The sequence below is a fragment of the Pseudoneobacillus rhizolycopersici genome (genome assembly GCF_054786815.1).
In genome coordinates, this window is sequence record NZ_JBTOOE010000002.1 from 226,915 (window position 1) to 252,183 (window position 25,269).

Here is a 25,269-nt window from a genome sequence, read left to right on the forward strand (position 1 = left end):
TTTGTAGACTTCATTTTAAACCACTGCTCTATTACAGATAGTTACCTTTACTTTAATTTATTTACATATTCTTGGACCATTTCGGTTGTAACATTTTTGCGGAAGGGTACGAAACGGATATTCATTTTGTTCATTTGATTGGTAATTTCATTAATTTTATCAGTAGAGAAAGTTTTGCCCTGTTTACATAATTCTACTGCTTCCTCTATGTAAGACTCTCTCATTTGGTCTAGTTGTATGAATTGCTGATACAGCTTGTTTTGTTTTTCGGCATGTTGGGCCAGTTCTTTATGAACACTCATGGGTTTCACTCCTTAGGATATTACTACCATGTATTATAGCAATAATTTTAATCCGATAGAAAATATTTCTTTTTCACTATGTTAATGTGTTATTATTTACGATAATAAACTGACGGAGGGATGAATAGTATGTCTTTTGAAAGTGTTAAGGAGCATTTTAAAAAGTGGAATCGTGAAGCCGATATGATGGAGTTTGAGACTACAAGCGCAACTGTTGAGTTAGCCGCTGAAGCCATTGGCGTTATGCCTGCACGAATTGCTAAGACTTTGTCCTTTAGAGGAGACGAAGATAAAGCCATACTCGTTGTCGCTGCCGGTGATGCTAAAATTGATAATAAAAAATTTCGTGAAGAATTTGGTTTTAAAGCGCGAATGCTTTCTCCTGAGGAAGTAGTCGAGCAAACAGGGCATGTTGTGGGTGGAGTTTGTCCATTTGGCTTAAAAAATGATTTAACCGTATTTTTAGATGTTTCAATGAAACGGTTTGAGACATTGTTCCCGGCATGTGGTAGCACCAACTCAGCGATTGAATTAAGTTGTGATGAAATTTATGAATATTCATTTGCTGTTAAATGGGTCGACGTTTGTAAAGGGTGGGGAGAGGAAGAACTGACAGATTCGCAAGTTTTAAGTAATTTAGGGTAATCAGGGTAAAAGTGGAGGTACATATATTTGGCGGAAGAATTAAGATATATTTATAATGAGGAGTTTGTTGCGAAGTTAGGTAATGCGTTCCTAATGGTCTATCCCCCATTTGAAACTGAAAAATTTCATGAACTTGTCATTCAACTTGATTGGAATGAACTTGCCTTAAAGGAACGGATGCGCCGAATTACGGTGTCCATGCATGAAACATTGCCAAATGACTATACGGAAGCTCTTAAGATTTTGTATAAAGTAGCCCCTCAATTCACTGGACTTGCTGGGATTATTTTTCCTGATTATGTGGATCAGTATGGATTAGAATATTGGGATGTATCAATGGAAGCGCTAGCCTTTTTAACACCATACTCAACCTCTGAATTTGCGGTAAGACCATTTCTATTAAAAAATCAAGACAGGATGCTTAAACAAATGCTTGAATGGTCTAAGGATTCCAATGAACATATAAGGCGGTTGGCAAGCGAGGGGAGTAGACCACGGCTTCCATGGGGGCAATCTGTCCCGTCACTCAAGAAAAATCCGGAGGTAACTCTTCCGATTCTCACTAACTTGAGGGAAGATGATTCCCTCTATGTTCGGAAAAGCGTCGCCAATCATTTAAATGATATTTCTTATATCCATCCTGAGTTGGTATTGAACCTGGCAAGTGAGTGGTTGGCAAAGAATAAGCAAACTGATTGGATTATTAAACATGCCTGTCGGTCATTACTGAAAAAAGGGAATCCTCGCACGTTGGCGTTATTTGGATTTAAAGATGATGAAGCCATTGAATTGGGCCATTTTTCCTTAGATAAGAAAGTGGTCTCAATTGACGATTCCATTCAATTTTACTTTACTCTTTTTTCTAACAAAACAATGCCTGTGCGAGTTGAGTATAGTATTGATTATGTAAAAGCTAATGGTAAAAGATCCAAGAAGGTATTTATGATAAGTAGTTTTGAAATAAAGGAAAATGAGAAAAGAACTTTTGTAAAAAAACAATCCTTTAAAGATTTAACCACTCGTAAGCATTATCGGGGGATACATACCATTTCCGTTATCATAAATGGAAGTGTAAAAGATTCATTGGACTTTGAAGTCATATAGGCAAAAAGCATCGGAACGCAAAATTCCGATGCTTTTTTTGAAGATTCAATATTAATAAGATTGCTCCAATTCATCCACCAATGATCCAACAAATGATACGGCTTTTTTGATTGGCTCCGGTTGTGACATATCCACACCAGCAAGCTTTAATAAGTCAAGTGGTTTCATTGTACCGCCTGCTTTTAGAACCTCTAACCAACGATCCACAACTGGCTGACCTTCCTCTTTTATCATCTGTGCCACAGCTGTCGAAGCAGTTAATCCAGCAGAATACGTATAAGGATATAGACCCATGTAATAATGTGGCTGGCGCATCCATGTTAAGCTTGCACCCTCATCAATCTCAACGGAGTCGCCCCAGAACGTTTTTAGAACATCTGCTTTTGTTTCGCATAATGTCGTAGCTGTTAATGGTTTACCTTGTTCCGCAAGGGCATACACACGGCGTTGATATTCGCCCTCAAGCAGATGTGTAACAAAGTTATGATAATACGTTCCTAGTAATTGCAGAATAACCCAACGCTTCATTTGTGGGTCGTTCGTATTTTTCATTAAATGCTGACCTAATAATAGCTCGTTCATCGTTGACGGAGCCTCAACAAAGTATGTTGAAGGTCTTGTGTTAAAAATGCGTTGATGCTTGTTTGCTAGATAGAAATGTCCAGCATGGCCAAGCTCATGGGTAAGAACGAATGCGCCACGCATCGTATCCGTCCAAGTGATTAAAATATAAGGATGGGCACCGTATGGGCTTAAGCAGAATGCACCTGTTGATTTTCCAACATTATCGGCTAAGTCTACCCATCTTTCAGTAAGTCCCTTTTCCATGATTTCGCAATATTCAGGTCCCATAACCTTCAATGACTCCAGAATTACCTTGCTTGCTTCTTCATAGGTTGTTGCCGGATTGAAATCTGGATCTAAAGGTGCTTTTAAATCCACAAATGTCATCTTATCAAGCCCAAGCACACGCTTCTTTAATTCTGCGAAACGTCTCATATGTGGAGCAAGTTCATTTAAGATAATATCTAGTTGATTGTTGTACATTTCAACGGTCACTTGTTGCGGATCAAGAAGCATATGAGTGACGGATTCATAGTTTCTTAACCGGGCTAAGGCAACTTGTTTTTTCACCTCAGTAGCATATACAGTAGCAAAAGTATTTTTATATTGCTTTAAGCCAGCAACAAACGACTCATATGCCTTTCTGCGAACATAAGTGTTTGGTGAAAATTCATATCGATCTTCGAATAATGCAAATGAATTTGGCAGTTCATTTCCTTCTTCATCAAGGAAGGAGGAAAACTGCATGTCAGCAGATTTACTCATTTCATAGATTTTATAAGGGGCTCCTTGAACTTCCCCCAATGAAGCTAGAGCCATTTCGGTTTCTGGAGACAGCTTATGTTTCTTTGAGTCTAATAATTCTGTTAGGTTTTTTCGAAAAGGTTCTAACCCAGGTTCCGCTTTTATGTATGTGTCAACTGTACCTTCAGGAAGTGCAAGGATCTCTGAAGAAACAAAGGCTAATGAAGCATTGACTTTTGTTGCTAAGGCAGCAAATCTAGCGGAATTGGCTTGGTTAACCGGATTAGTTCCATCTTCAGTTTGTCTTAAGCCTGAATACGCACTTACAAGGACTAACCTTTGTTGCAGATTTTCTTGAGCTAATAGGCATTCGTAAAAGCTTTTAACACCTTCACCAAGGCGACCTTTATATTTTGTCACTGAAGATAGGTCGGTTTCAATGGAGGATAACTCCGCTTCCCAAGCTTCAACATTTGGAAATAGATCTTTAAGATTCCATGTTAAATGCTCGGGTACCTCTGAACGCACATAACGTTTTTCTGCTGTTTTACTCATGTTTTTACCCCCATTATTCGTTAATCTAATATTTCGAAAAACTAATAAATATTATAAATCCTATTTACTTATTATGATAGTATTTTTTTCTGAATCTTTCCACTTTTAGCTTATTAACGTCTTTTTGTATTAAAATAAATCTAGCAGATAATTTAGAGGAGTGGCCTTATGATGAAGCAGTATTACCCGAAAAATGGCAGAGTCATTTTACATGTCGATATGAATAGTTTTTACGCTTCTGTTGAAATGGCATACGATTCCTCGCTGAAAGGAAAACCGCTTGCGATTGCCGGTAATGTCGAGGAGCGTCGGGGGATTATTATCACTTGTAGTTATGAGGCGAGAAAGTATGGTGTGAAAACGACAATGCCCCTTTGGGAAGCTAAAAAGCTTTGTCCTGGACTTATTGTGATGAAGCCTAATTTTGACCGATACCGTGCTTCCTCCTTGGCGATGTTTGATATTTTACGACAATACTCGGATCTCGTAGAGCCTGTTTCGATTGATGAAGGCTATATGGACATTACCGAGAGCTACCGATTTGGCAGCCCTTTGCAAATTGCTGAAATTATTCAAAAGAGACTAAAGGAACAACTCGATCTTCCGTGCAGTATCGGTATTGCTCCGAATAAATTTTTGGCCAAGATGGCCTCCGATATGAAAAAACCGCTAGGAATTACGGTATTACGAAAACGAGATATCCCTAACGTGCTCTGGCCGCTACCTACCTATGAAATGCATGGGGTCGGTAAACGGACCGCTGAAAAATTAAAAACGATTGGCATTGAAACGGTTGGTCATTTAGCTGTTGCTTCAGATATTCAGTTAAAAGCTTTATTAGGTATCAATGGAATCCGGATAAAAGAACGGGCTAACGGAATCGACCCAAGGCTGGTTGACCCGGAATCGGTGGAGGATTTTAAGTCGATTGGAAATTCCACTACCTTACCAAGGGATACGACAAATCAACATGAATTGTTCCATGTTTTGGAGAACCTTTCTGATACAGTTTCGATTCGAATGAAACGAAAAAAGGTTGTTGCCAGCTCTATTGGGGTAACAATTCGCTTTAAAGATAGGAAGACGATTACCAGAAGCAAGAAAGTAGATAATCCTTTTTTTCAGAAAGAAGAGATTTTTTCATTGGCTAAGCAGTTATTTTTAAAGAATTGGAATGGAGATCCGATTCGACTTTTAGGGATTACGGCTTCGGAATTAACCGATCACGGTCATGCAGTCAAGCAACTTGATCTTTTTTCTTATGAAAAAGAAGCTAAAAAAGAACCGCTCATTCAAACGGTCGAGATGCTAAAGGAAAAGTTCGGAAAAAATATTATTGAAAACGCTAGTGAGAAGGAAATCAAAAAAAATCAAGCTGGTACATTTACGAGCTTTAATCGCGATTTTCTACAAATAAAAGGGGAGGATGACTCGTAAATTTGAGTAACCCTCCCCTTTGAATTAACAAGTCTCAACAACTAAATCTGTAATTGGCCACCAGAAAAAGCCTTCCTTTTCCAGTAATTCGTCAGCAGACTTTGGCCCCATTGAGCCTGATTCGTAATTAGGAAAACTTTCAGCCTTCTCATTTTCCCAGACCTGTGAAATTTTATCCACGAAGCTCCAAGAAAGGGCAACCTCATCCCAATGGGTAAAATTGGTCGCATCACCATGCATACAATCATACAATAGTGTTTCATATGCTTCCGGCGTATTCATCGCATCGCGACCCTTTACCGCAAAGTTTAATCGAATGGGAGTAGCATCCATTTTCTGACCTGCTTTTTTGGCATTTAAATAAAGGGTTATTCCTTCTTCTGGCTGGATATGGATAACAAGAAGATTCGGGTTCAATGATTCCTCCTTTTGGTAATAAAGATTCATCGGAATATCTTTAAATTGCACAACAATTTTCGTTGACTTGGCTGTCATTCTTTTCCCTGTTCGAATATAAAATGGAACACCAGCCCAACGGAAATTGTCAATCATTAGCTTTCCGGCAACAAAGGTTTCGGTATTAGAAGTAGGGTCAACCATTTTTTCGTCACGATAAGCTGGGACTTGGACATCCTCCACCGTTCCTTGCCCATATTGTCCCCTAACAAAATATTGTTTTACTTCTTCACCCTCTAATGGTCGCATGGCTCGTAACGCTTTCACCTTTTCCGAGCGAATTTCATCCGTTGTCAGTTTAATTGGTGGCTCCATGGCAAGCAAGGCAACCATTTGAAGCATATGGTTTTGAACCATATCTCTTAAGGCGCCGCTTTTTTCGTAATAGCGACCACGTTCTTCTACTCCAAGCGTTTCACTCGAGGTTACTTGAATATTGGAAATATAACGGTTGTTCCACAGCGGTTCAAAAATCGCATTGGCAAAGCGAATGACTTCAATGTTCTGCACCATTTCTTTTCCAAGATAATGGTCAATTCGATAAATTTCATTTTCAGAGAAAGCTTTGCGAATTTGTTCGTTTAGTTCTTTGGCTGATTCCAAGTTATGGCCAAATGGTTTTTCAATCACCAGGCGTTTAAATCCACTAACGTCTGTTAAGCCATCGGATTTTAAATGCTGAGCTATTTGGCCAAAAAACTCTGGCGCCATTGCCAAGTAGAAAATTCGGTTACCAGCCAAGCCGTAATGCTGATCAAGTTCTGCTGCTAAATTTTTTAGGGTTGCGTATGAGCTTGGATCAGCAATATCGTGTGATTGATAGTAAAAATGAGACGCAAATTCCTCCAATCTATCTGTATTACCAAGGAAAGTTGTAATAGATTCTTTTACATTTTCTTGAAATTGTTCATTAGTAAGGGATCTTCTCGCCACGCCAACCACTGCGAAACGTTCGGAAAGCTTTCCTTTGATAAACAATTGATATAAAGATGGGAATAGCTTTCGATTTGCCAAGTCCCCTGTTGCTCCAAAAATCATCATTAATGCTGTCGGTTTGTGTACCACGATTTAGAACCTCGCTTTTATGTAATTGTTAGAAAAGTTTCACCCAAATTCAAAATTTTATCTTTTCTTTTGTATTTGTGCAATGAATTGTTTTTGATTAGCTTTTGTATTTGCTAGTGGGTCTATCCATATTATTGGTAGTATTGGAAATATGCTATATTGGAAGATAGAACAGTTTGGATGAAGGAGATGGTTGACTTGAAGCTGAGCTTTTTAGGCACAGGTGCTGGAATGCCCGCGAAACAACGGAATGTCACCTCGATTGCTCTTAAGTTATTAGATGAAAGAGGATCAGTTTGGCTATTTGATTGCGGAGAAGCCACACAGCATCAAATTTTACATACATCGATTAAACCACGCCGACTTGAAAAAATTTTTATCACTCATTTACACGGAGATCATATTTACGGTCTGCCAGGTTTGTTATCTAGCCGTTCTTTTTTGGGAGGCGATTCCGAGCTAACGATTTATGGACCAAAAGGATTAGGAGAATATATTCGTGTAAGTTTAGAAGTAAGTCAAACGTATTTGAAGTACATACTTCAAGTAGTTGAGGTTGACGAAGGTATTATTTTTGAAGATGAGCAGTTTTTGGTTGAGGCCCGTTTGCTAGAACATGGGGTACCTTCCTATGGATACCGTATAGTTGAAAAAGATAAGCCTGGAACACTATTGGTTGAGAAACTGCAGGAACTGGGGATAAAGCCAGGGCCAGTCTATCGAAAGATAAAAAATGGCGAACCTGTTGTGTTAGAAAATGGAGATGTTATGGCTGCAAGAGAATTTATGGGACCTCCCCTACAAGGAAAGGTTGTTACGATTTTAGGGGATACACGTAAATGTGGTAATGCCTATATTTTGGCCAAAGATGCAGATGCTCTTGTTCATGAGGCGACGTTCGCTAAAGATGAAGGTCAATTGGCTTATGACTATTTTCATTCTACAACTGCCCAAGCGGCTGAGATTGCTTCTGCTGCTAACGTTGGACGGCTCTACCTAACACATATTAGTTCACGATATGACCGCGATGCTGCGCTTGTTTTAGAAAGAGAAGCACAGGAGATTTTTAGGGCATCTATAGTGGTAGATGATTTTCAGGAATTTTCAATTTAAAGGGGGATTTTGGTGAAGACGATTTATTTTGTGCGACATGCCAAGGCTCAGGGGCAGGAAATGGAGGCTGCTTTAACGGAAAAAGGGGTGGAACAGGCGGGGAAACTTGTGGACTTTTTTGAAAATCGGCCCGTTGAAAAAATATATTCCAGTCCGTTTAAGCGGGCAGTGGATACCATTCAACCACTGGCAGATGTGAAAGGGTTGAAGATTCAAATTGATGACCGTTTAGGAGAACGGGTTTTGAGCAGTTTGATGTTTGACGATTGGCAGGAAAAATTGAAGGCAAGCTTTGATGATTTTGATTTAGTGTTCGAGGGTGGCGAGTCGCATTCTGAGGGGATGAGTCGTGCGGTTTCGATCATCGAGGAAATGTTGGCATTGCCTGAGAATCATATTATCCTGGTGAGCCACGGCAATTTAACAACCCTTTTGATCCGTTATTTTAACGAAAGCTTCGGCTTTGATGATTTATTGGAAATGAGCAATCCGGATGTATTTGAACTTGTCGTGAGTGATGAACGTCCCGTTTTGAGACGGATTTGGGATGAGCCAGTGTAAGCGGAAAGACTCCAATCCGATGGATTGGAGTCTAAATATGGGTTAAATCCACCCACGCTCATACTGTTTTGGCGCGTTGATTTTTGCTCCAAGTTCTTTTGCTGCTGTTCGCGGCCAATACGGATCACGCAATAACTCTCTAGCAATAAAAATTAAATCAGCACGCTCATTTTGTAAAATTTCCTCAGCTTGTATGCCGGTTGTAATTAAACCAACTGCACCTGTCGGGATACCTGACTCATGTTTGATTTTTTCTGCATACCTTACTTGATAGCCGGGATAAGCATGAATGGCTGCTGGTACAACCGCACCGGAGCTAACATCAATTAAATCGATACCTTGTTCCCTCATCCAGTGACTATAGGCAACATAATCTTCTGGTGTTAATCCCTCTCCATGGTAGTCATTGGCGGAAACACGGACAAATAAAGGACCTTCCCAAACCGTTTTTACTGCTTGAATAACTTCACGAAGGAAACGGTAGCGGTTTTCAGCTGAGCCACCATATTCATCATTACGTTTATTTGTCAGAGGGGAAAGAAATTCGTTTATTAAATACCCGTGAGCCCCGTGGATTTCAATGACATCAAATCCAGCCTTTTTTGCACGTTCTGCTCCTGCTTTGAATGCAGTAATCGTTTCTTCAATATCTTTTTTGCTCATTTCCAGCGGTGTTTTCATTTTGTCATTAAATGGAATGGCTGATGGGGCGATAATGTCTCCTTCAATAACTGCCTTACGACCAGCATGAGCAATTTGAATTCCTGTAGCTGCTCCGTGTTCCTTCATTAGTTGAACCAATTTTGACAATCCTTCAATATGTTCATCGCTCCAAATGCCTAAATCCTGAGGAGATATTCTTCCTTGGGCAGTTATCGCTGTGGCCTCTAGAATAATTAAGCCAACTTGTCCAACAGCACGACTCACATAATGGGTATAATGCCAATTTGTGGCCTTGCCATCTTCGTTATGGCAGGAATACATGCACATCGGCGCCATTACAATCCGATTTTTTAAAGTCAAATTTTTAACCGTATAAGGTGAAAATAACTTTGTTTCTATCATCCAAAAATCTCCCTTCTGTCAATCTACTAAACATCCACCTATATTATATTCGAAAGCAAAAACTAAAGCTAAAAACAAGAATAGAGTTATGTGAAAATAATGACATTGGCTGAAAAAGTAGGTAAACTTAGTTGTAGGTTTTCGTATTTTATTAGTGTTCTTCCAACTTTCCTTCTATTTGAAAATAATTTGAGGTGCTATTGATATGACTGTGTGGATAAATGGAATTGCTAAATTAGTGTTGCCAACTCCTTTTAAGGTTGGTGATGTAAATGCATATTTGATTCAAACGAATATATTAACGCTAGTCGATTGCGGGGTTAAGACGGAGGAGGCATGGCATGCCTTTCATCAGCAACTTAACGATTTAGGTTTGACCTCAAATGATATTGATCAAGTTGTCCTAACCCATCATCATCCTGATCATGTCGGATTGCTGGATTATCTCCCTGAAACTCTACCTGTTTACGGCCATCCTAAATGTGAACGCTGGGTGCAAAGAACAGAGGAGTTTTTTAGGATACATAATGAATTTTATCAGCACTTGTTCGTTGAGTTGGGTATCCCGGATGAGTATTTCCCTTTAATTGGCCAGTTAACAAGGTCGTTGCGATATTCTTGTAATCGATCTCTTTCAAATGAAATAAAAGAAGGAGACATCATCCCAGGTCTTGAGGAATGGCAAATCATCGACACCCCCGGCCATGCTCAAAGTCATATCGTCCTGTTTAGAGAAAAGGATGGTGTATTAATTGGTGGGGATCATGTCCTAGCCCATATTTCACCTAATCCATTGCTAGAACCGCCAATCAACGGGCAAATGGATAGACCAAAACCTTTACTCCAATACAATGAGTCTCTGATTAAACTTCTTAACTATCCAATTAAAACAATCTATACCGGTCACGGGGAAGAAGTCTATGACCTTCCAGATTTAGTAGACAAAAGATTGAAGCGTCAACACGAGCGGGCGATGTCAGTTAAAGAATTTCTACAAAAGGAACCGCTTACTGTATTTGAAATTTGCCAACGCTTATTCCCAACCGTCTATCAAAAGGAGTTTTCTCTAACGATTTCAGAAACGGTTGGTCAAGTAGATTATTTAATTTCTATAGGGGAAATTAATAAGATAAAGGATAATAACACGATTCGCTACAGAATGATTTGAGGTGAAGGAATTGCCGTCAATACAAGGTAAAAATATCGTGATCACCGGTGCATCCGGTGGAATTGGCGCAGAAATCGCCAAACTTTGTGCCAAAAGAGGAGCGAACCTAATCCTTCTCGCACGTAGTGTGGAGAAGTTGAACCAACTTAAGATGAATCTAGAGGCTAAATACTCCATTAATGTTCACGTGCATCGACTCGATGTGTCCAATACCGATGAAATCCAACGTGTCTTTCAGACTATTTTGAAAGAAATGCCGACAATTGATATTTTGGTTAACAACGCAGGATTCGGCGTGTTTCGAGAGGCCCATGTGGCAAGTGTCCAGGAGATGAAATCGATGTTTGAGGTGAATGTTGTCGGTTTAATGGCGTGTACAAGTATGATACTTCCAAAAATGCGCGAGCGCCGCTTTGGTCATATTATTAATATTGCTTCCCAGGCTGGGAAAATCGCCACACCTAAATCGAGTGTATATTCTGCTACCAAGCATGCGGTTTTAGGGTATTCGAATAGCCTTCGGATGGAGTTATCGGAGCATCAGGTATTTGTTACCACGGTAAATCCAGGTCCGATTGCAACGAATTTTTTTAACATAGCTGATGAAAAGGGCACTTATGTTAAAAATGTTCAAAGATTTATGCTGCAGCCTGAGTATGTCGCTGAAAAAGTGGTCAACGCGATGCTAACGAAGACGCGGGAGATAAATTTACCGCGCTGGATGAATTTCGGAAGTGTGTTTTATACTCTCTTCCCAAGAACATTTGAAAGATTAGGCCGCAAAGCTTTTAACCAAAAGTAACTGATAAAGAGCTGACCTATTTCTAGGTCGTAGGTCTTAGTGGAAATTCATTCCAAAGCCGTTTTAGGTAATCCCGTTATTTCCTTACAATGAAAGTAAGTTAAAGATAACGGGAGGAAAACGAAATGAACAAGAAAATAGTTGTGGGTTTATTAATTTCAGCAAACTTAATGTGGATGGCGGGCTGTAGCTCTATTGCCCTCAGTAAAGAAAATGATTCAAAGATTCATATTAAAAAAGACAAAGCAGAACAATTAGACATTACTTTGAATGTAGGTGCCGGTGAGCTCAATGTTTCAGAAGGAGCCAAAGATTGGGTAGAGGGAGAAATTATTTATAGTGTTAAGGACCTTGAACCAAAAGTAAAATATAAAAAATCAGGTAGCACGGGTAAAGTTACGATTGAGCAATCGAAAAAGAATTTTAATGGCATTAAATTTGGCAATCTGAAAAATGTTTGGGATCTTGAGCTAACTGATGATGTGCCAATTGATTTAGAAGTAAATGCGGGTGCGGCTGATACGAACCTAGATCTATCGGGACTTCAGCTTAAAAATCTTAACGTTAATGCTGGTGTGGGTGATATTACCGTTGATTTGAGTGGTGATTGGGATGAAAGTTTTGATGTTAATTTGGAAATGGGTGTCGGGGAATCGACGATTATTCTCCCTTCAGATATCGGAGTGAGAATTAAATCAACAAAGGGAATTGGTACAGCTGACTTTAAAGGCTTTATCTCTAAAGGAAATGGCATTTATGTCAATGAAGCTTATGATTCTTCTGATGTTACCATTGATGTCACTACTGAGCTTGGTATTGGGAAAGCCAATTTTGTTTTAGAAAAATAACCTGATAAATAAAAAGAACCATCACCTCTTAGTGGGGTCGAATGGTTCTTTTTGTATAAATAATCCTTTTTCGTTTTTGTTTTCCGCGTTCTCATATCGGTAAAAGCAAAGGGACTTCTCATGTCCTCTGGGTTTCTTCTGCCTTCACGAACTAATTTCTCGCGCAGCTTTTTTGCCTTTGATTTAGCCATACTATTCACTCCTAATCGTTTTATATCAGTATATACTACAATTTAGGATTATGAATAGCCAAAGTGTCCAGTAAAAGTCATTATTCATCTTATTTCAAATGTTTCATTGCTTCGCGCGCGCTTAGTTTCGGTAGCGTATGGGATTCTACATATTTCTTTACAAACTCAGGATTCGTCTTCGCATATTCCCGCAACGCCCAGCCTATCGCTTTTTCAATAAAGAAATCCTTGATATCCTTGGAGCGTTCAATCATCTCCGCAAGCAGTTCGGCATCTGTTCCGTCTTTATATCCTAACTGAAAAAGGATGCAGCTTCTGACGAGCCAGAGATGTTCACTAGCTAACCATTTTTCTAATGTCGTCCGTTTCATCTCGGGATACATTTGAAAATAACTGCCGACTAGATGCTTAGCTATATGGTCCACCGTGTCCCACCAAGATTTTTCTCGAATGATTTTTTCTAATAATTCAATGTCCGCCACTGTAAATTGCTTTCTCATTTTAGTCAAGATGCTAAGCGCCGCCATCTGTAATTCGCGCTCTGGATATTCCCATAATTCTTGAATGACTTCAGGCAGGTCCTCGTGCTTCGGCAGTCCTTTTTCAGCAGTATATTTCTTGAATAAGTCTCTCATTACCGGTGCTTTTAATCCGATAAACTGGAATTGATTGCGCATATATTTTTCCATCTGACGCGCATCCTGTTCGTTTTGATGTTCTAACAGAAGCTCTCGTAGCTCTTTTGCATATATATTCATCATCGTCCTCCTCTTTTAATCAATTTGTCAAAAATTCATAAATTACATCATTCACAATATCATGTAAATCGGCATTGGTTTCTTTTCTCAAAGTTAAAATTTGCTGATAGAGTTCTTCATACTCGTCTTCATGTAGCGGGTTCGATTCTAAATCTCGGTGATATTGCTTAAAGCTATTTTGAATCATTTTTTTAATGAAATTTTTATCCATTTTTTGCACCTCGTCTCCCTGATTATATCGCGTTTTTAGTCGATTTCCACTTGAAAAAGTCGAACAAATCCCTATGAATCGACTAAAATCCCTATTGAACACGAACGTATATTCGCTTAGAATAAGGGTACACTAATAGAACTAATGTTCTATAAAAGAGGCGAAGAGCAAAAATGATTGATTACAACGAGATGCCACATCAACAAATTCTATGTATCGATATGAAAAGCTTTTACGCTAGCTGTGCCGCGGTTATCGAAGGGTTAGACCCATTAGAATCTTATATCGCAGTGGTCGGGGATAAGGAGCGCCAGGGAAGTATTGTTCTGGCCGCTTCGCCGCGGATGAAACAGGAATTTGGAATTAAAACGGGTTCGCGTATGTTTGAAATCCCAAAGGACCCACGGATTCAGCTACTTGAGCCAAAAATGGCGACTTACTTGCGCATTTCTACTGAAATCACTCGATTATTTCATCGATATGTCCCGAAGGAAGCAATTCATACGTACAGTGTTGATGAAAGCTTCATTAAGGTCGATGGTGCTACCGAAATGTGGGGGGATGCAACAACCATTGCGCGAAAAATGAGAAGCGATATCCAACGGGAATTTCAGCTGCCATGTGCGATTGGCATTGGTCCGAACATGCTGATGTCAAAGCTCTGTTTGGATTTAGAAGCAAAAAAGAAAGGTATTGCCCAATGGACGTATACCGATGTTCCGAAAAAACTTTGGCCGGTCTCGCCATTACGAGAAATGTGGGGGATTGGTCGTCGTGTTGAAAAAACGTTAAATGGAATGGGGATTTTTAATGTTGGTCAGCTTGCGCGCTATGATTTGGAAAAATTAGAAAAGAAATTTGGCATTATGGGAAATCAACTTTATCACCATGCTTGGGGAATTGATTTATCTGAAATAGGCGCTCCGATTATGGCTGGGCAGATTAGCTTTGGTAAAAGTCAAATTCTGCTTCGTGATTATAAGGAGGAAGAGGAGATTAAGCATGTGATTTTAGAGATGTGTGAAGAGGTGGCGCGCCGAGCAAGAACCCATCGCAAAGCGGGGCGGACGATTAGCTTTGGGGTCGGCTATAGTCAGGATGAGTTTGGCGGAGGCTTTTACCGTTCACGAACGATTGAGCAGCCAACCAATGTGACAATGGACATTTATCGCGTTTGCCTTGAGCTTTTTTACGAACATTACACCGGGAAAACCGTCCGGCAAATTTCGATGGCTATCGGTAATTTGGTTGAGGATGATCAGCTTCAATTAACTCTGTTCGATTTTAAAGCAGATAAACGGCGTGAGCTCGGTTATGTTGTTGATTCGATTCGCCGGCGCTACGGCTCGGGTTCATTGCTGCGGGCTGTATCCTATACTGCTGCTGGAACAGCGAAACATCGATCGAAGCTCGTTGGCGGACATAAAATGTAAAGGGGGGAAAGTGCATGATACGCGACCGCGGGCGAATAAAGTGGACATCAATGATGCTGCCGGAACACGTCAAGTTACTCCGTGATTGGGCTCACGAAGATACGTTCGAGCAGGAAAAGGAAATCGATGAACAAAAGTTGGAGGAAATGAACAGCTTGTTAGCCAGTGCTATAGGGGAGCACAAGCCATTAATGATAACATACTACCGAAATCGAAAGTATGAGCTTGTTATCGGTCACATCCATTATTGGAATGAACTCACACACAAGCTTCATATCATCGACCACTTTGAAGAAATTCATCGGGTTTCGGTTGAGGACATTGCGGATGTTCAGTGGAAGGAGTAGAGCAATTTCTAGGGGATGACAACCGTTTTAAGTTTCTCGCGAACAAAGAGGAGTATAGTAACAAATAAAGAGTCCCGAGAGTAAGGGACTCTTTTCACCATTATTCAGCCTTCGTGGCTCTCACTACAGATTCGAAGTTTCCTTTATGGGAACCGTCGCAAAATGGCTTGTTTTTTGAAAGCCCACAGCGGCATAATGAAAATGCAGGCTTGGTTTCGATTACATTTCCCTCTCCATCAAGCAATTCGACATCTCCTGATATACGTAAAGAACCATTGTCATTCACTTTAATTTGAACCTTCGTCAAATTAACCACTCCTTCACAAAAATGTCATAATTCTCCTTAGATGTTAAAAGAGAAATATAAAAAAAGCAATTAAAAGCACCTAATATCTAGTAAACACTATAGATGTGTTAAAATAATCATGGACGAGAGGTAGGGAGGATAAATATGGAAATACAAATAACTGAAGAAGCAACACAAAAATTAAAGGAAAAAATCGCCGATAAACAAGGATATATAAAATTAAAATATGATAATGAGGGTTGCTGTGCAGTAAGCGGGGTTCCGGTACTCTGGTTTGTGGACAAGCTTGAGGAGGGCGACGAAGTAGTAAAAACAGACGGATTAACGATATATATTGAAAAATCAAAAACAATTTTTTATGACGAAAAAATGAAACTTGATTTTTCGAAAGACTCCTATTGTTTTCAATTAAAAAGCCCCAATCAAATTTTAAACGGCCATATGAGCTTTGTTGATAAAACAATCTAAACAAAAAAGCCCCCCCTTGGCTATCTAGGGGATTTTTTATCAAGCTAAGATTCCATTATATTTACAGTATTTACTTGACATAACATGATTACAAACATATACTAACTTACATAAAGTAAGTAATATAATTTCATAAAGAATAGGTGAAAATATGATAGCAAATGATGTGAAAAATATATTAAAAGATAAATTGACAATCATAAAGCAAGATAATAAAAATGACCTTTGTCTAGTAGGGCCGGTTCAACTACCGGTACAATTGTTTGACGAAACGTTCATATTCCAATGGTATTCATGGTTAGAACTAAATGGTACGTTATCAATTGACGAAGTACTTGATGGTTTAAATCATGCCAATTTAGCAGCCATGCAACAGTCCTCTGTATTAGTATATGGTGATTTTGAGCAAGATGATAATGCCTTTATACGTATGCACAGCATTTGTCACACTGGCGATATTTTTGGTAGCAAACGCTGTGATTGCGGCTATCAATTACGTCAATCCATGAAAATGGTCGCAGAACATGGCTGTGGGGCCATTTTTTATCTCGCTGATCATGAGGGTCGAGGAATCGGTTTATTTTCCAAGTCGTTGGCATACTTGCTTCAACAGGAGGGCTATGACACAGTTGAAGCCAATCATGCATTAGGTTTTGAGGATGATATGCGTTCTTACGAGGAAGCGATTCGGGTATTAAAGCAGATTCGCCAAAAGCCTGTAACCTTAATAACAAATAATCCTAAAAAACTGGAAGCATTAAGAAAACATGGTTTGACAGCTGAAGATCACATCTCGTTATGGGGGGATGTTTCGGTTTATAACAAGCATTACTTAGCCACAAAGGTTGAAAAATCAGGGCATATTCCAATCAATCAACGAATGTCAGTATAAGGGAGACTAAATGGATGAATATGGACCAACATTTTATGAAAATGGCTCTTGACTTAGCCGCAACGGCAAAGGGAAAAACGAATCCGAATCCAGTCGTGGGTGCAATTCTTGTTAAAGACGGCTTGATTGTCGGCTCTGGTCTACACCGAAGGGCCGGTGAACCACATGCAGAGGTTCATGCATTTCGCATGGCAGGGGAACATGCCAAGGGTGCAACCTTATATGTTACCTTAGAACCATGTTCTCATTACGGAAAAACGCCGCCGTGCGCCAACCTAGTTAAAGAATCAGGGGTTAGTCGGGTGGTTGTAGCGACCCAGGATCCAAATCCCCAGGTTGCCGGACGAGGAATTGGCATAATCCGTGAGGCAGGGATAGAAGTCGAAGTAGGTATATTAGAAAAAGAGGCAAGGCTTTTAAATGAACGGTTCATTCATAACATGCTAACGAGAACGCCCTTTGTCATCTCTAAAGTTGCCATGACTTTAGATGGTAAAATCGCCACCAACAACGGTCATTCAAAATGGATTACAGGGGAAGAATCACGCTACAATGTTCACCGCTTACGAAATGAAGTCGATGCTATTTTAGTCGGAATTGGGACGGTATTGGCGGATAATCCGATGTTAACGACTCGATTAGAAACGGGAGGCAAGAATCCAATAAGAATTGTATTGGATACAGCTCTTCGAATGGACGAAAATGCCAAAATAGTAGATTGTTCGGAAGCGAAAACCTGGATCGTAACTGCTGCAGGTAATGTCGATGTTTCTGAAAAGATTAAGACATTAGAAAAGAAGGGCGTTGAGTTTATCTATGTCCCTGTTTCCAAAGTAGGTCTAGATTTATCAGTCTTAATGAATACATTATATGAAAAAGGGATAACGGATATATTAGTGGAAGGTGGAAGTGAAGTGAATGGATCATTCCTTCGAGCTGGCCTTATTAATAAATTTTTTATCTATATGGCACCTAAGGTTTTAGGTGGTCGAGATTCACTCACTCCTTTTGCTGGGGAGGACATTGATACAATGGATCAAGCGTTGGATGTTTCCATTCATTCGATTGAAAACTATGGCGATGATATTCTTATCACTGCCTATCCAAAAGTTGCAGGTCAATCATAAATGGAGGGTTTAGTTTGAGACTTGGATTTGATATTGATGACACACTTATTCAACTAAGACAGCATGCCTTTCATATTTATAATTCTAAATTGAACAAACAAGTCGGTATGGATCAATTTATTGAATTGAAGACACTTGAAATACATGAACCCTTTGGGCTGAATGCGGAAGAGGGGGGCAAACTTTGGAGAAGTCTGGCTGAAGAAATCTATTTTTCTGAGTGTCCTCCATTCCCACATGCTATAGAGGTATTGAATCGTTTGGTTAACGAAGGGCATGAAATTTACTATATTACTGCTCGGGATAAACAATACGGGGAAAGAACAAAGGAATGGATGATAGCAAATGGATTCCCTGTTGACGAAGATAAATTTTATTATGGGATGAAGGACGAGGAGAAAATCCAAATTATCAAGGACCTTGAATTAGATTACTACTTTGATGACAAACCAGCAGTACTAGAGACATTAATGGAATTGCCTTTAAAAGTAATAGCAATCGACAATTCTTACAATAAACATATGGATGTAGAGCGGTTGAGTAGTTGGTTGGAATTAGAGGATATTTTGAAAAAACCATGAGAGCGATGTAAATCGCACTCATGGTTTTTTTATCAGATATATGCCTCATCTTCATTGAATACAAATTCTTTCAAAAATTCATCTATGGCTTGCTCGTATCCCTCTTTATTTTCATTAAGGGATTGAGCATGAACACCGTTTTTTGCTAGGAAAAGCTTTTTTGGCCCCGTTTTTTTTTCAAACAAGTCCACTGTCATCGATGGCAGAATGTAGTCATCCTTTTTGCTATGAATAAATAAGACTGGATTTTTAATGTTCTCAATAACAGCAATCGGCGATACTTCATCAATTGAATAGTTGTCACGTATTTTTAAAAACAAATCTCCAAGCGGTAGGAAAATCTTTGGCGGTAACTTCATCTCGGCTTTTAACCGATAAGCTAACTGTTCTTTAAAATTGGAATACGGACAATCGGCAATGTAAAAATTTGCTCCATCCTCAACCATTCCTGCATATAAGAGCATAGTGGCAGCTCCCATTGATTCACCGTGAATACCAAGTTCAAGCGTCGGACCAATCTCAGCGCGTAGCCAGTCGACGACTGCTTTTAAATCGAATTTTTCATAATGACCATAACTTGTCGTATTGCCACCTGATTCCCCATGCCGGCGATGATCATAAATTAAGACGTTAAATCCACGCTTCAAAAACAGATTCATATATTTAATCGAATTGGTCTTATTTACAGTAACACCGTGGCAAATGATAATATAACGGTTGGTCCGATGCGGTACAGCTAAAACCGCTTTTAAAAGATAACCAAATGGAGACGATATTAAGACCTCTCGTTTTGGCAAACGTTCAAAATCTAGGGAGTTGAAACGACCGGCAGATAATTCCTGTTCTAGAATTACCTCATCATTTTTCTTTTTGATATACATCAGTCGATTCGAAAAATAGACACCCAAGCCTGCAATGGCAGAAAATATAGCAACAAGTGAAATTAAGGGAGCGAAAAATTTTCGCATAAGACCCCTCCTTATAAAAGGAAATATTATATCAATATTTTACCACTAAAAATGGCAAAAAGCCGCAAAATTGCGGCTTAAGTAAAAGAAAAATTACTGTTCTGAGTTCTGTCTTTTGGTCGGATGAAGGGCTATTTCTAATTCTTCTGCTGATATTAATCGTTTACCTGTTTCGGCATTTGGTCTTCCTTTTTGACTATAACCTTTTTCGCGTTTTTGACTCATTAAAATCGACTCCCTTCCATCATGTTCATTATTAAGATGGATAAGATAGTCATAGGTTATGCATGATTTAAACGGTAATAAGTGCTATCTATTTTTCGTGAAAGATGTGGTACCACGACATCAATCGCCCCAATTAATTTCTCCAAATCAATTCCAGTTTCAATCCCCATTCGCTGTAGCATATATACGACATCTTCAGTTGCCACATTACCGGTCGCCCCAGGTGCAAAAGGGCATCCGCCTAAACCACCGGTCGATGTATCAAATCGGTCAACCCCTGCCTGTAAGGCGGCAAAAATATTTGCTAGTGCCAATTTCCTAGTGTCATGAAAGTGTGCAGTTAACATTACTTTGGGAAATGCGTCTTTAAGCTTTTTAAATAGAGAGTAAGATTCATCCGGGGTTGCCATGCCGATCGTATCGGCCACACTTAATTCATCAGCACCTGCTGCGACAAATTCAGAACATAATTGGAGTACATCTTCTTCGAGTATTTTCCCTTCATATGGACAATAAAAAGATGTCGAAATACATGCGCGCACAAAAAATGGCTGTTGTTTTAAATTTTTGATAATTGGCTTGAGTTCTTCTAAGCTTTCTGCTGTTGACTTATTAATATTCTTTTTATTAAAGGTATTGCTTACTCCAACAAAAACGGCCACAGCTTTACAATCGGTTTCCAAGACCCGATCAATACCTCGTTGGTTTGGTGCCAAAACGATATTTCGTGTAGCTGTATCAAGGCATTCAGCGACAATTTCCCCGGCGTCGCTCATTTGCGGAACCCATTTGGGTGAAACAAATGAGGTAAGCTCCATTTCTTTTAATCCAGCCAGCTTTAGAGCGTTTATAAACTGTTTTTTAACCTCCGTTGGAATAAACGTTTTCTCATTTTGTAAGCCATCTCTCGGACCAACCTCAATAATCGTTACTTTGTTAGGCAAGTTCAACGTCGTCATTTTTTTTCCCTCCCATATACATATAGTTATTGTAGTGTTTATAATTTTCGAAAATCAAGAATTTATGAAATTTTGTCAAAATAAAAGGAATTTTGCTATTTTGCTCGAACTATTTAGGGGTAACCATCGTAAGGAAAGGAAGAGAAACGAATGACTGAGGTAGTAATTGTAAGCGCTGTCCGAACAGCGATTGGAAGTTTTAGTGGAAGTTTAAAGAATGTCTCTGCTCCTGAATTAGGTGCAGTTGTGATTAAAGGCGCATTAGAAAGAGCAGGTGTCAAGCCTGACCAAGTGGATGAAGTCATTATGGGGAATGTATTGCAGGCAGGTTTGGGGCAAAACCCTGCTAGACAAGCAGCAATTAAAGCTGGAATCCCCGAAAGTGTTTCCTCAATGACCATCAATAAAGTGTGTGGTTCAGGATTAAAAGCAGTACATCTGGCGACACAAGCCATTTTAGCTGGGGATGCTGATATTGTTGTTGCGGGTGGAATGGAAAACATGAGCCAGGCCCCGTATATATTAAAAAATGCTCGCGAAGGTTTTAAAATGGGTGATCAAAAGCTGATTGATACAATGGTTGCTGATGGCTTAACCTGTGCATTTAACAACTATCACATGGGAATCACTGCAGAAAATCTTTGCGACAAATACGAATTGACCCGAGAGGAACAGGACCAATTTTCAGCATGGAGCCAAGAAAAAGCAGCGAAAGCCATTGTAGAGGGTAAGTTTGTCGATGAGATTATGCCTGTTGTCATTCCTCAGCGTAAGGGAGAGCCAATCGTCTTTGCCCAGGATGAATATCCAAAAGCAGGAACGACGGCTGAAAAGCTTGCTGGTTTACGCCCTGCCTTTAAAAAAGATGGTAGTGTGACAGCAGGAAATGCATCTGGAATTAATGACGGTGCAGCGGCAGTTATTGTAATGAGTAAGGCGAAGGCGGATGAATTGGGCTTAACGCCATTAGTAACGATTAAAGCGAATGCGAGCGCTGGTGTTGATCCAAGTATGATGGGAATCGGTCCTGTCAATGCAGTAAAGAAAGTGCTTGAAAAAGCAAAAACAAGTCTTGAGGAAATCGAATTAATTGAAGCGAATGAGGCATTTGCTGCGCAATCCTTAGCGGTAGGACGTGAGCTTCAATTTAACAAAGATAGATTAAATGTAAATGGTGGCGCGATTGCTCTCGGACATCCAATCGGGGCAAGTGGTGCAAGAATTCTAGTAACCTTAATCCACGAGATGAGAAAGCGCAATGCTAAAAAAGGTCTAGCGACACTTTGTATCGGCGGCGGACAAGGCGTTGCCACAGTGGTTGAATTAGCCTAATTGATAGGAGGGAACGGTTGTGAAGAAAATTGGCCAAACGTTTAGTGAAGCAGTGGCGGACATTCATGATGGGGCTACCTTAATGGTAGGTGGATTCGGACTTTGTGGAATCCCGGAAAACCTAATTTTAGCACTTGTTGAAAAAGGTGTAAAAGACTTAACCGTCATTTCGAATAACTGTGGAATCGATGACTGGGGACTCGGTTTACTTTTACAAAACAATCAAATCAAGAAAATGATTGGATCTTACGTTGGTGAAAATAAAGAATTTGAGAGACAGGTGCTTTCTGGTGAATTAGAGGTAGAGTTGCTTCCGCAAGGATCATTAGCGGAAAAAATTCGTGCAGGTGGTGCTGGAATTCCTGCATTTTATACGCCAGCTGGAGTTGGGACCCCGATTGCGGAGGGCAAAGAAACACGCTTATTTAATGGTAAAGAGTATTTGCTTGAGGAAGCTTTAACTGCTGACTTTAGTCTAGTACGTGCTTGGAAAGGCGATAAAATGGGGAATCTAGTTTATCGAAAAACAGCACGCAACTTCAATCCGATGATTGCCGCCGCAGGTAAGGTGACGATTGCTGAAGTGGAAGAGTTATTGGAAATCGGTGAATTAGATCCAAATCAAATTCATACTCCAAGCATATATGTCCAAACGATTATCCAAGGAAAACAAGAAAAACGAATTGAGCGATTAACGGTTCGTAAATAATCTTGATTTGGAAGGAGAGAGACGAATGAATAATCGTGAAAAAATTGCCAGAAGAGCAGAGCAAGAAATTGAAAATGGCTTCTACGTTAATCTGGGAATTGGTATGCCAACGTTAGTAGCCAACTTTATTTCAGAGAATAAACAAGTTGTACTTCAATCAGAAAATGGACTTCTTGGCATCGGGCCATACCCAAGTGAAGAGGAAGTTGATGCTGATCTAATTAATGCCGGTAAAGAAACCGTCACAGCAATCCCTGGTTCAGCCTATTTTGACAGTGCTGAATCTTTTGCAATGATTCGCGGGGGACATGTGAATATCGCTATCCTAGGCGGAATGGAAGTTTCCGAAAATGGAGACCTCGCCAACTGGATGATTCCAGGAAAGATGATCAAAGGAATGGGTGGCGCAATGGACCTCGTTCATGGTGCGCGCAAAATCATCGTCATAATGGACCATGTCAACAAGTCTGGAGAATCGAAAATATTAAAACAATGCAGCTTGCCACTTACTGGTAAAGGGGTGGTTAATCGCATCATTACTGAAAGAGCGGTAATGGATGTTACTGAAAACGGTCTAAAGCTAGTTGAAGTTGCAAGAGGATTCACTGTAGAAGACGTAGTTAGTTCAACGGAAGCTGCATTAATCTTTGATGAGAATGTGAAATTAGAAGCTTATTAGGCTGGAAGAGGCAGGGGGAATATTCCCTGCTTCTTTTCAATTCAAACAAATGAAACTTTATCACTTTTGGAAAAGCCGCCCACTTGGAAACTGAAGTTATTTTCCTTTAATAAAACCATGATATAATATTTCCAAAAGAAAAAGAGGGGACAAGTATGAAAAAACGTCAACAACACCCAGTTAAGGCAACAGCTAAGAAAGATGAGGCGGCAATAACTCTTGGAGATTTTATTAATCAAGATTTAATGAAACAGTTAAAAGATAAGCAAAATGAACTAAAGGCTGCAGAGGAAAAGAAGATTCAAGAGGAAGAGGCGCGAAAACGCGAGGAAAGAAGATTAAAAGAAAAAAATAAATCTTTTGAGGAACTGTTAAACGAAAGCTCGACTGACTGGAGAAAGTTTAAATAATAAGCAGGGAAGAGAAAAATTAGGTCAGTCCCCGAAGTTGGGAACTGACTTAATTTTGATTTAGCGATGTTCTTGATAAACCTGCTTTTTAGTTAATTCCTGAAGAAAATGGATTTCCTCATCAGATAAACGACTAGAGCGTACTGCGCTAGCATTCATTTTCACTTGTTCAGGCGTACTAACTCCAACGACAACTGCAGCGACAGCGGGATTAGCTAGACAATACTGAGTAGCAATCTCTGTCATCGTACGCCCATTGGCAATTCTATGCTTTAAAGTGTTGATTAGTTCCTTTAATTCGTCAGCTGAATAGTCTAAATACCCCTTTGTTTTAATCGAATCTGAGAACGTATCCCAATTTTTCTCGGAAAGTAACCCTTTTGCTATTGATCCGCGACAGACAATACTAATATCATGCTCTTCTAAAAGTGAAAGTGCCGTTTCCTCTGGACGGCGATCAAGAAGGCTATACTGCATCATCACTGAAACAATATTTGAACGTTTCGCATATTCCCTGATCACGTTTGGACGAATCGAAGAAATTCCATAGTACCTAATCAAACCCTCTGTTTGGAGTTCTTCAAAAGCTTCAATCGTTTCATCCATTGGATCCTTAATGGTTCCACCATGCAGCTGATACAAGTCAAGATAATCCGTATTCAGCCTTTTTAAGCTACTTTTAATCTGTTCCTTGATATAGGACTTTGAAGGGTCCCAGCTCCAACCATCCTTCCCCTCATTCCAGCGGTTTCCTACCTTAGTGGCAATAAACACTTTATCACGGACCGGTTTAAGAGCTGTGCCGACAATTCGCTCATTTTCACCAAAGTCGTATAAATCAGCTGTATCAAAATAATTAATACCTTCTTCCAATGCTGCCTCAATCACACGATGTGCCTGACGTTCATCCGTCCCTAGTGACATACAGCCTAAGGCCAATTCGCTTACAAGTAAATCCGAAGTACCTAATTTTCGCCTTTGCATTTGTTCCCTCCTACTCTGTTGCTATAAATATCATTTTACGAAAAAGAAAGATAATTAACCAACTAAAGAAACTATTTATTCTTTGTATCTAACCATTCTTTAACTGTCTTAAAATGACGTGAGTATTCCGTTAGTTTTTGTTTGATTTCCCAGGCTTTACCAACCATTATGACTCGTTTTTCAGATACATACACTTTCATTTGCTTCCACTCTACCTCTCTAAGATAAGTATGGTAAAATGTATGAGCATGTCACATTG

The 25,269-nt window shown here is 39.7% G+C and carries 31 protein-coding genes; 18 read left to right on the top strand and 13 right to left on the bottom strand.

Annotated features, from left to right (window positions below):
- Window positions 1-47 precede the first annotated feature (47 nt).
- Window positions 48-302 (bottom strand): DUF2533 family protein, encoded by a 255-nt coding sequence (locus ACX9YW_RS03740; protein WP_460341951.1) that lies wholly within the window; start codon window positions 300-302, stop codon window positions 48-50.
- 129 nt (window positions 303-431) lie between these two features.
- Between ACX9YW_RS03740 and ACX9YW_RS03745 the strand changes: the two genes are divergently transcribed.
- Window positions 432-947 carry a YbaK/EbsC family protein gene (locus tag ACX9YW_RS03745; protein WP_460341953.1) on the top strand — a complete coding sequence of 172 codons (516 nt, stop codon included), beginning with the start codon at window positions 432-434 and terminating at the stop codon, window positions 945-947.
- 27 nt (window positions 948-974) lie between these two features.
- A complete protein-coding gene (locus ACX9YW_RS03750) occupies window positions 975-2,051 on the top strand; it encodes a DNA alkylation repair protein (RefSeq protein ID WP_460341956.1) in 1,077 nt (358 codons plus the stop codon).
- A 51-nt stretch (window positions 2,052-2,102) separates the two neighbouring features.
- On the opposite strand, the gene pepF is transcribed toward ACX9YW_RS03750, so the two are convergent.
- Window positions 2,103-3,914 carry an oligoendopeptidase F gene (gene pepF, locus ACX9YW_RS03755; RefSeq protein ID WP_460341959.1) on the bottom strand — a complete coding sequence of 604 codons (1,812 nt, stop codon included), beginning with the start codon at window positions 3,912-3,914 and terminating at the stop codon, window positions 2,103-2,105.
- Between the two features lie 171 nt (window positions 3,915-4,085).
- Between pepF and ACX9YW_RS03760 the strand changes: the two genes are divergently transcribed.
- On the top strand, window positions 4,086-5,351 hold the full coding sequence (locus ACX9YW_RS03760) for a DNA polymerase IV (protein ID WP_460342338.1): 1,266 nt from the start codon (window positions 4,086-4,088) through the stop codon (window positions 5,349-5,351).
- Between the two features lie 24 nt (window positions 5,352-5,375).
- Here the strand turns inward: ACX9YW_RS03760 and zwf are convergent, their stop codons facing one another.
- Entirely contained in the window at window positions 5,376-6,845 is a 1,470-nt protein-coding gene (gene zwf / locus ACX9YW_RS03765; RefSeq protein ID WP_460342341.1) for a glucose-6-phosphate dehydrogenase, read from the bottom strand.
- Between the two features lie 225 nt (window positions 6,846-7,070).
- Here zwf and rnz point away from each other — a divergent pair, with 225 nt between their 5' ends.
- Both rnz and ACX9YW_RS03775 read left to right on the top strand, forming a co-directional pair.
- Entirely contained in the window at window positions 7,071-7,985 is a 915-nt protein-coding gene (gene rnz / locus ACX9YW_RS03770; RefSeq protein WP_460342344.1) for a ribonuclease Z, read from the top strand.
- Between the two features lie 12 nt (window positions 7,986-7,997).
- The gene (locus tag ACX9YW_RS03775) at window positions 7,998-8,546 is read left to right on the top strand and encodes a histidine phosphatase family protein (RefSeq protein ID WP_460341962.1); all 549 of its coding nucleotides are present in this window, start codon (window positions 7,998-8,000) and stop codon (window positions 8,544-8,546) included.
- Between the two features lie 42 nt (window positions 8,547-8,588).
- Here the strand turns inward: ACX9YW_RS03775 and namA are convergent, their stop codons facing one another.
- Window positions 8,589-9,608: an NADPH dehydrogenase NamA gene (namA, locus tag ACX9YW_RS03780; RefSeq protein WP_460342347.1), complete on the bottom strand. Its 1,020-nt coding sequence runs from the start codon at window positions 9,606-9,608 to the stop codon at window positions 8,589-8,591.
- A gap of 208 nt (window positions 9,609-9,816) precedes the next feature.
- Between namA and ACX9YW_RS03785 the strand changes: the two genes are divergently transcribed.
- The 3 genes from ACX9YW_RS03785 (at window position 9,817) to ACX9YW_RS03795 (ending at window position 12,429) form a co-directional block, all read left to right on the top strand.
- Complete coding sequence (locus ACX9YW_RS03785; protein WP_460341964.1) at window positions 9,817-10,779, top strand: MBL fold metallo-hydrolase; 963 nt, start codon at window positions 9,817-9,819, stop codon at window positions 10,777-10,779.
- A 10-nt stretch (window positions 10,780-10,789) separates the two neighbouring features.
- Entirely contained in the window at window positions 10,790-11,581 is a 792-nt protein-coding gene (locus ACX9YW_RS03790) for an SDR family NAD(P)-dependent oxidoreductase (RefSeq protein WP_460341967.1), read from the top strand.
- A 125-nt stretch (window positions 11,582-11,706) separates the two neighbouring features.
- A complete protein-coding gene (locus tag ACX9YW_RS03795) occupies window positions 11,707-12,429 on the top strand; it encodes a toast rack family protein (protein ID WP_460341970.1) in 723 nt (240 codons plus the stop codon).
- Here the strand turns inward: ACX9YW_RS03795 and brfA are convergent.
- From brfA to ACX9YW_RS03810, 3 genes are all read right to left on the bottom strand, one after another.
- Complete coding sequence (gene brfA / locus ACX9YW_RS03800; RefSeq protein WP_460341973.1) at window positions 12,351-12,620, bottom strand: ribosome rescue factor BrfA; 270 nt, start codon at window positions 12,618-12,620, stop codon at window positions 12,351-12,353. The genes ACX9YW_RS03795 and brfA overlap by 79 nt on opposite strands.
- Before the next feature lie 89 nt (window positions 12,621-12,709).
- Window positions 12,710-13,381, bottom strand: a complete 672-nt coding sequence (locus ACX9YW_RS03805; RefSeq protein WP_460341976.1) for a DNA alkylation repair protein — start codon at window positions 13,379-13,381, stop codon at window positions 12,710-12,712.
- A gap of 16 nt (window positions 13,382-13,397) precedes the next feature.
- Window positions 13,398-13,589, bottom strand: a complete 192-nt coding sequence (locus ACX9YW_RS03810; RefSeq protein ID WP_460341979.1) for a YqzH family protein — start codon at window positions 13,587-13,589, stop codon at window positions 13,398-13,400.
- Window positions 13,590-13,762: 173 nt separating this feature from the next.
- Here ACX9YW_RS03810 and ACX9YW_RS03815 point away from each other — a divergent pair, with 173 nt between their 5' ends.
- Both ACX9YW_RS03815 and ACX9YW_RS03820 read left to right on the top strand, forming a co-directional pair.
- Window positions 13,763-15,022 (top strand): Y-family DNA polymerase, encoded by a 1,260-nt coding sequence (locus tag ACX9YW_RS03815; RefSeq protein ID WP_460341981.1) that lies wholly within the window; start codon window positions 13,763-13,765, stop codon window positions 15,020-15,022.
- Window positions 15,023-15,036: 14 nt separating this feature from the next.
- Window positions 15,037-15,369, top strand: a complete 333-nt coding sequence (locus ACX9YW_RS03820; RefSeq protein WP_460341984.1) for a YolD-like family protein — start codon at window positions 15,037-15,039, stop codon at window positions 15,367-15,369.
- A gap of 100 nt (window positions 15,370-15,469) precedes the next feature.
- On the opposite strand, the gene ACX9YW_RS03825 is transcribed toward ACX9YW_RS03820, so the two are convergent.
- Window positions 15,470-15,676 carry a CDGSH iron-sulfur domain-containing protein gene (locus ACX9YW_RS03825; protein ID WP_460341987.1) on the bottom strand — a complete coding sequence of 69 codons (207 nt, stop codon included), beginning with the start codon at window positions 15,674-15,676 and terminating at the stop codon, window positions 15,470-15,472.
- A 144-nt stretch (window positions 15,677-15,820) separates the two neighbouring features.
- Here ACX9YW_RS03825 and ACX9YW_RS03830 point away from each other — a divergent pair, with 144 nt between their 5' ends.
- The 4 genes from ACX9YW_RS03830 (at window position 15,821) to ACX9YW_RS03845 (ending at window position 18,744) form a co-directional block, all read left to right on the top strand.
- Complete coding sequence (locus ACX9YW_RS03830) at window positions 15,821-16,144, top strand: iron-sulfur cluster biosynthesis family protein (protein ID WP_460341990.1); 324 nt, start codon at window positions 15,821-15,823, stop codon at window positions 16,142-16,144.
- A gap of 151 nt (window positions 16,145-16,295) precedes the next feature.
- Window positions 16,296-17,036: a GTP cyclohydrolase II gene (locus ACX9YW_RS03835; protein ID WP_460341993.1), complete on the top strand. Its 741-nt coding sequence runs from the start codon at window positions 16,296-16,298 to the stop codon at window positions 17,034-17,036.
- Between the two features lie 14 nt (window positions 17,037-17,050).
- Entirely contained in the window at window positions 17,051-18,163 is a 1,113-nt protein-coding gene (ribD, locus tag ACX9YW_RS03840) for a bifunctional diaminohydroxyphosphoribosylaminopyrimidine deaminase/5-amino-6-(5-phosphoribosylamino)uracil reductase RibD (RefSeq protein WP_460341996.1), read from the top strand.
- Window positions 18,164-18,177: 14 nt separating this feature from the next.
- Entirely contained in the window at window positions 18,178-18,744 is a 567-nt protein-coding gene (locus tag ACX9YW_RS03845) for a 5' nucleotidase, NT5C type (RefSeq protein ID WP_460341999.1), read from the top strand.
- Window positions 18,745-18,776: 32 nt separating this feature from the next.
- Here the strand turns inward: ACX9YW_RS03845 and ACX9YW_RS03850 are convergent, their stop codons facing one another.
- From ACX9YW_RS03850 to ACX9YW_RS03860, 3 genes are all read right to left on the bottom strand, one after another.
- The gene (locus tag ACX9YW_RS03850) at window positions 18,777-19,712 is read right to left on the bottom strand and encodes an alpha/beta hydrolase (protein WP_460342001.1); all 936 of its coding nucleotides are present in this window, start codon (window positions 19,710-19,712) and stop codon (window positions 18,777-18,779) included.
- Window positions 19,713-19,805: 93 nt separating this feature from the next.
- Entirely contained in the window at window positions 19,806-19,937 is a 132-nt protein-coding gene (locus ACX9YW_RS03855; RefSeq protein WP_460342004.1) for a hypothetical protein, read from the bottom strand.
- 56 nt (window positions 19,938-19,993) lie between these two features.
- Complete coding sequence (locus ACX9YW_RS03860) at window positions 19,994-20,896, bottom strand: hydroxymethylglutaryl-CoA lyase (RefSeq protein WP_460342007.1); 903 nt, start codon at window positions 20,894-20,896, stop codon at window positions 19,994-19,996.
- A 150-nt stretch (window positions 20,897-21,046) separates the two neighbouring features.
- Between ACX9YW_RS03860 and ACX9YW_RS03865 the strand changes: the two genes are divergently transcribed.
- The 4 genes from ACX9YW_RS03865 to ACX9YW_RS03880 all read left to right on the top strand — a co-directional run bounded on the left by ACX9YW_RS03865 (window position 21,047) and on the right by ACX9YW_RS03880 (window position 24,026).
- Window positions 21,047-22,228, top strand: a complete 1,182-nt coding sequence (locus ACX9YW_RS03865) for an acetyl-CoA C-acetyltransferase (RefSeq protein ID WP_460342010.1) — start codon at window positions 21,047-21,049, stop codon at window positions 22,226-22,228.
- Window positions 22,229-22,247: 19 nt separating this feature from the next.
- Window positions 22,248-22,937, top strand: coding sequence for a CoA transferase subunit A (locus ACX9YW_RS03870; protein WP_460342013.1), 690 nt, complete (start codon window positions 22,248-22,250; stop codon window positions 22,935-22,937).
- A gap of 25 nt (window positions 22,938-22,962) precedes the next feature.
- Window positions 22,963-23,616, top strand: a complete 654-nt coding sequence (locus tag ACX9YW_RS03875; RefSeq protein WP_460342016.1) for a CoA transferase subunit B — start codon at window positions 22,963-22,965, stop codon at window positions 23,614-23,616.
- Between the two features lie 155 nt (window positions 23,617-23,771).
- Window positions 23,772-24,026, top strand: coding sequence for a YqkE family protein (locus ACX9YW_RS03880; RefSeq protein ID WP_460342019.1), 255 nt, complete (start codon window positions 23,772-23,774; stop codon window positions 24,024-24,026).
- A gap of 60 nt (window positions 24,027-24,086) precedes the next feature.
- Here ACX9YW_RS03880 and ACX9YW_RS03885 read toward each other — a convergent pair whose 3' ends face one another.
- Window positions 24,087-25,010, bottom strand: coding sequence for an aldo/keto reductase (locus tag ACX9YW_RS03885; protein ID WP_460342022.1), 924 nt, complete (start codon window positions 25,008-25,010; stop codon window positions 24,087-24,089).
- Window positions 25,011-25,081: 71 nt separating this feature from the next.
- Window positions 25,082-25,210: a Z-ring formation inhibitor MciZ gene (gene mciZ, locus ACX9YW_RS03890; protein WP_460342025.1), complete on the bottom strand. Its 129-nt coding sequence runs from the start codon at window positions 25,208-25,210 to the stop codon at window positions 25,082-25,084.
- Between the last annotated feature and the right edge of the window lie 59 nt (window positions 25,211-25,269).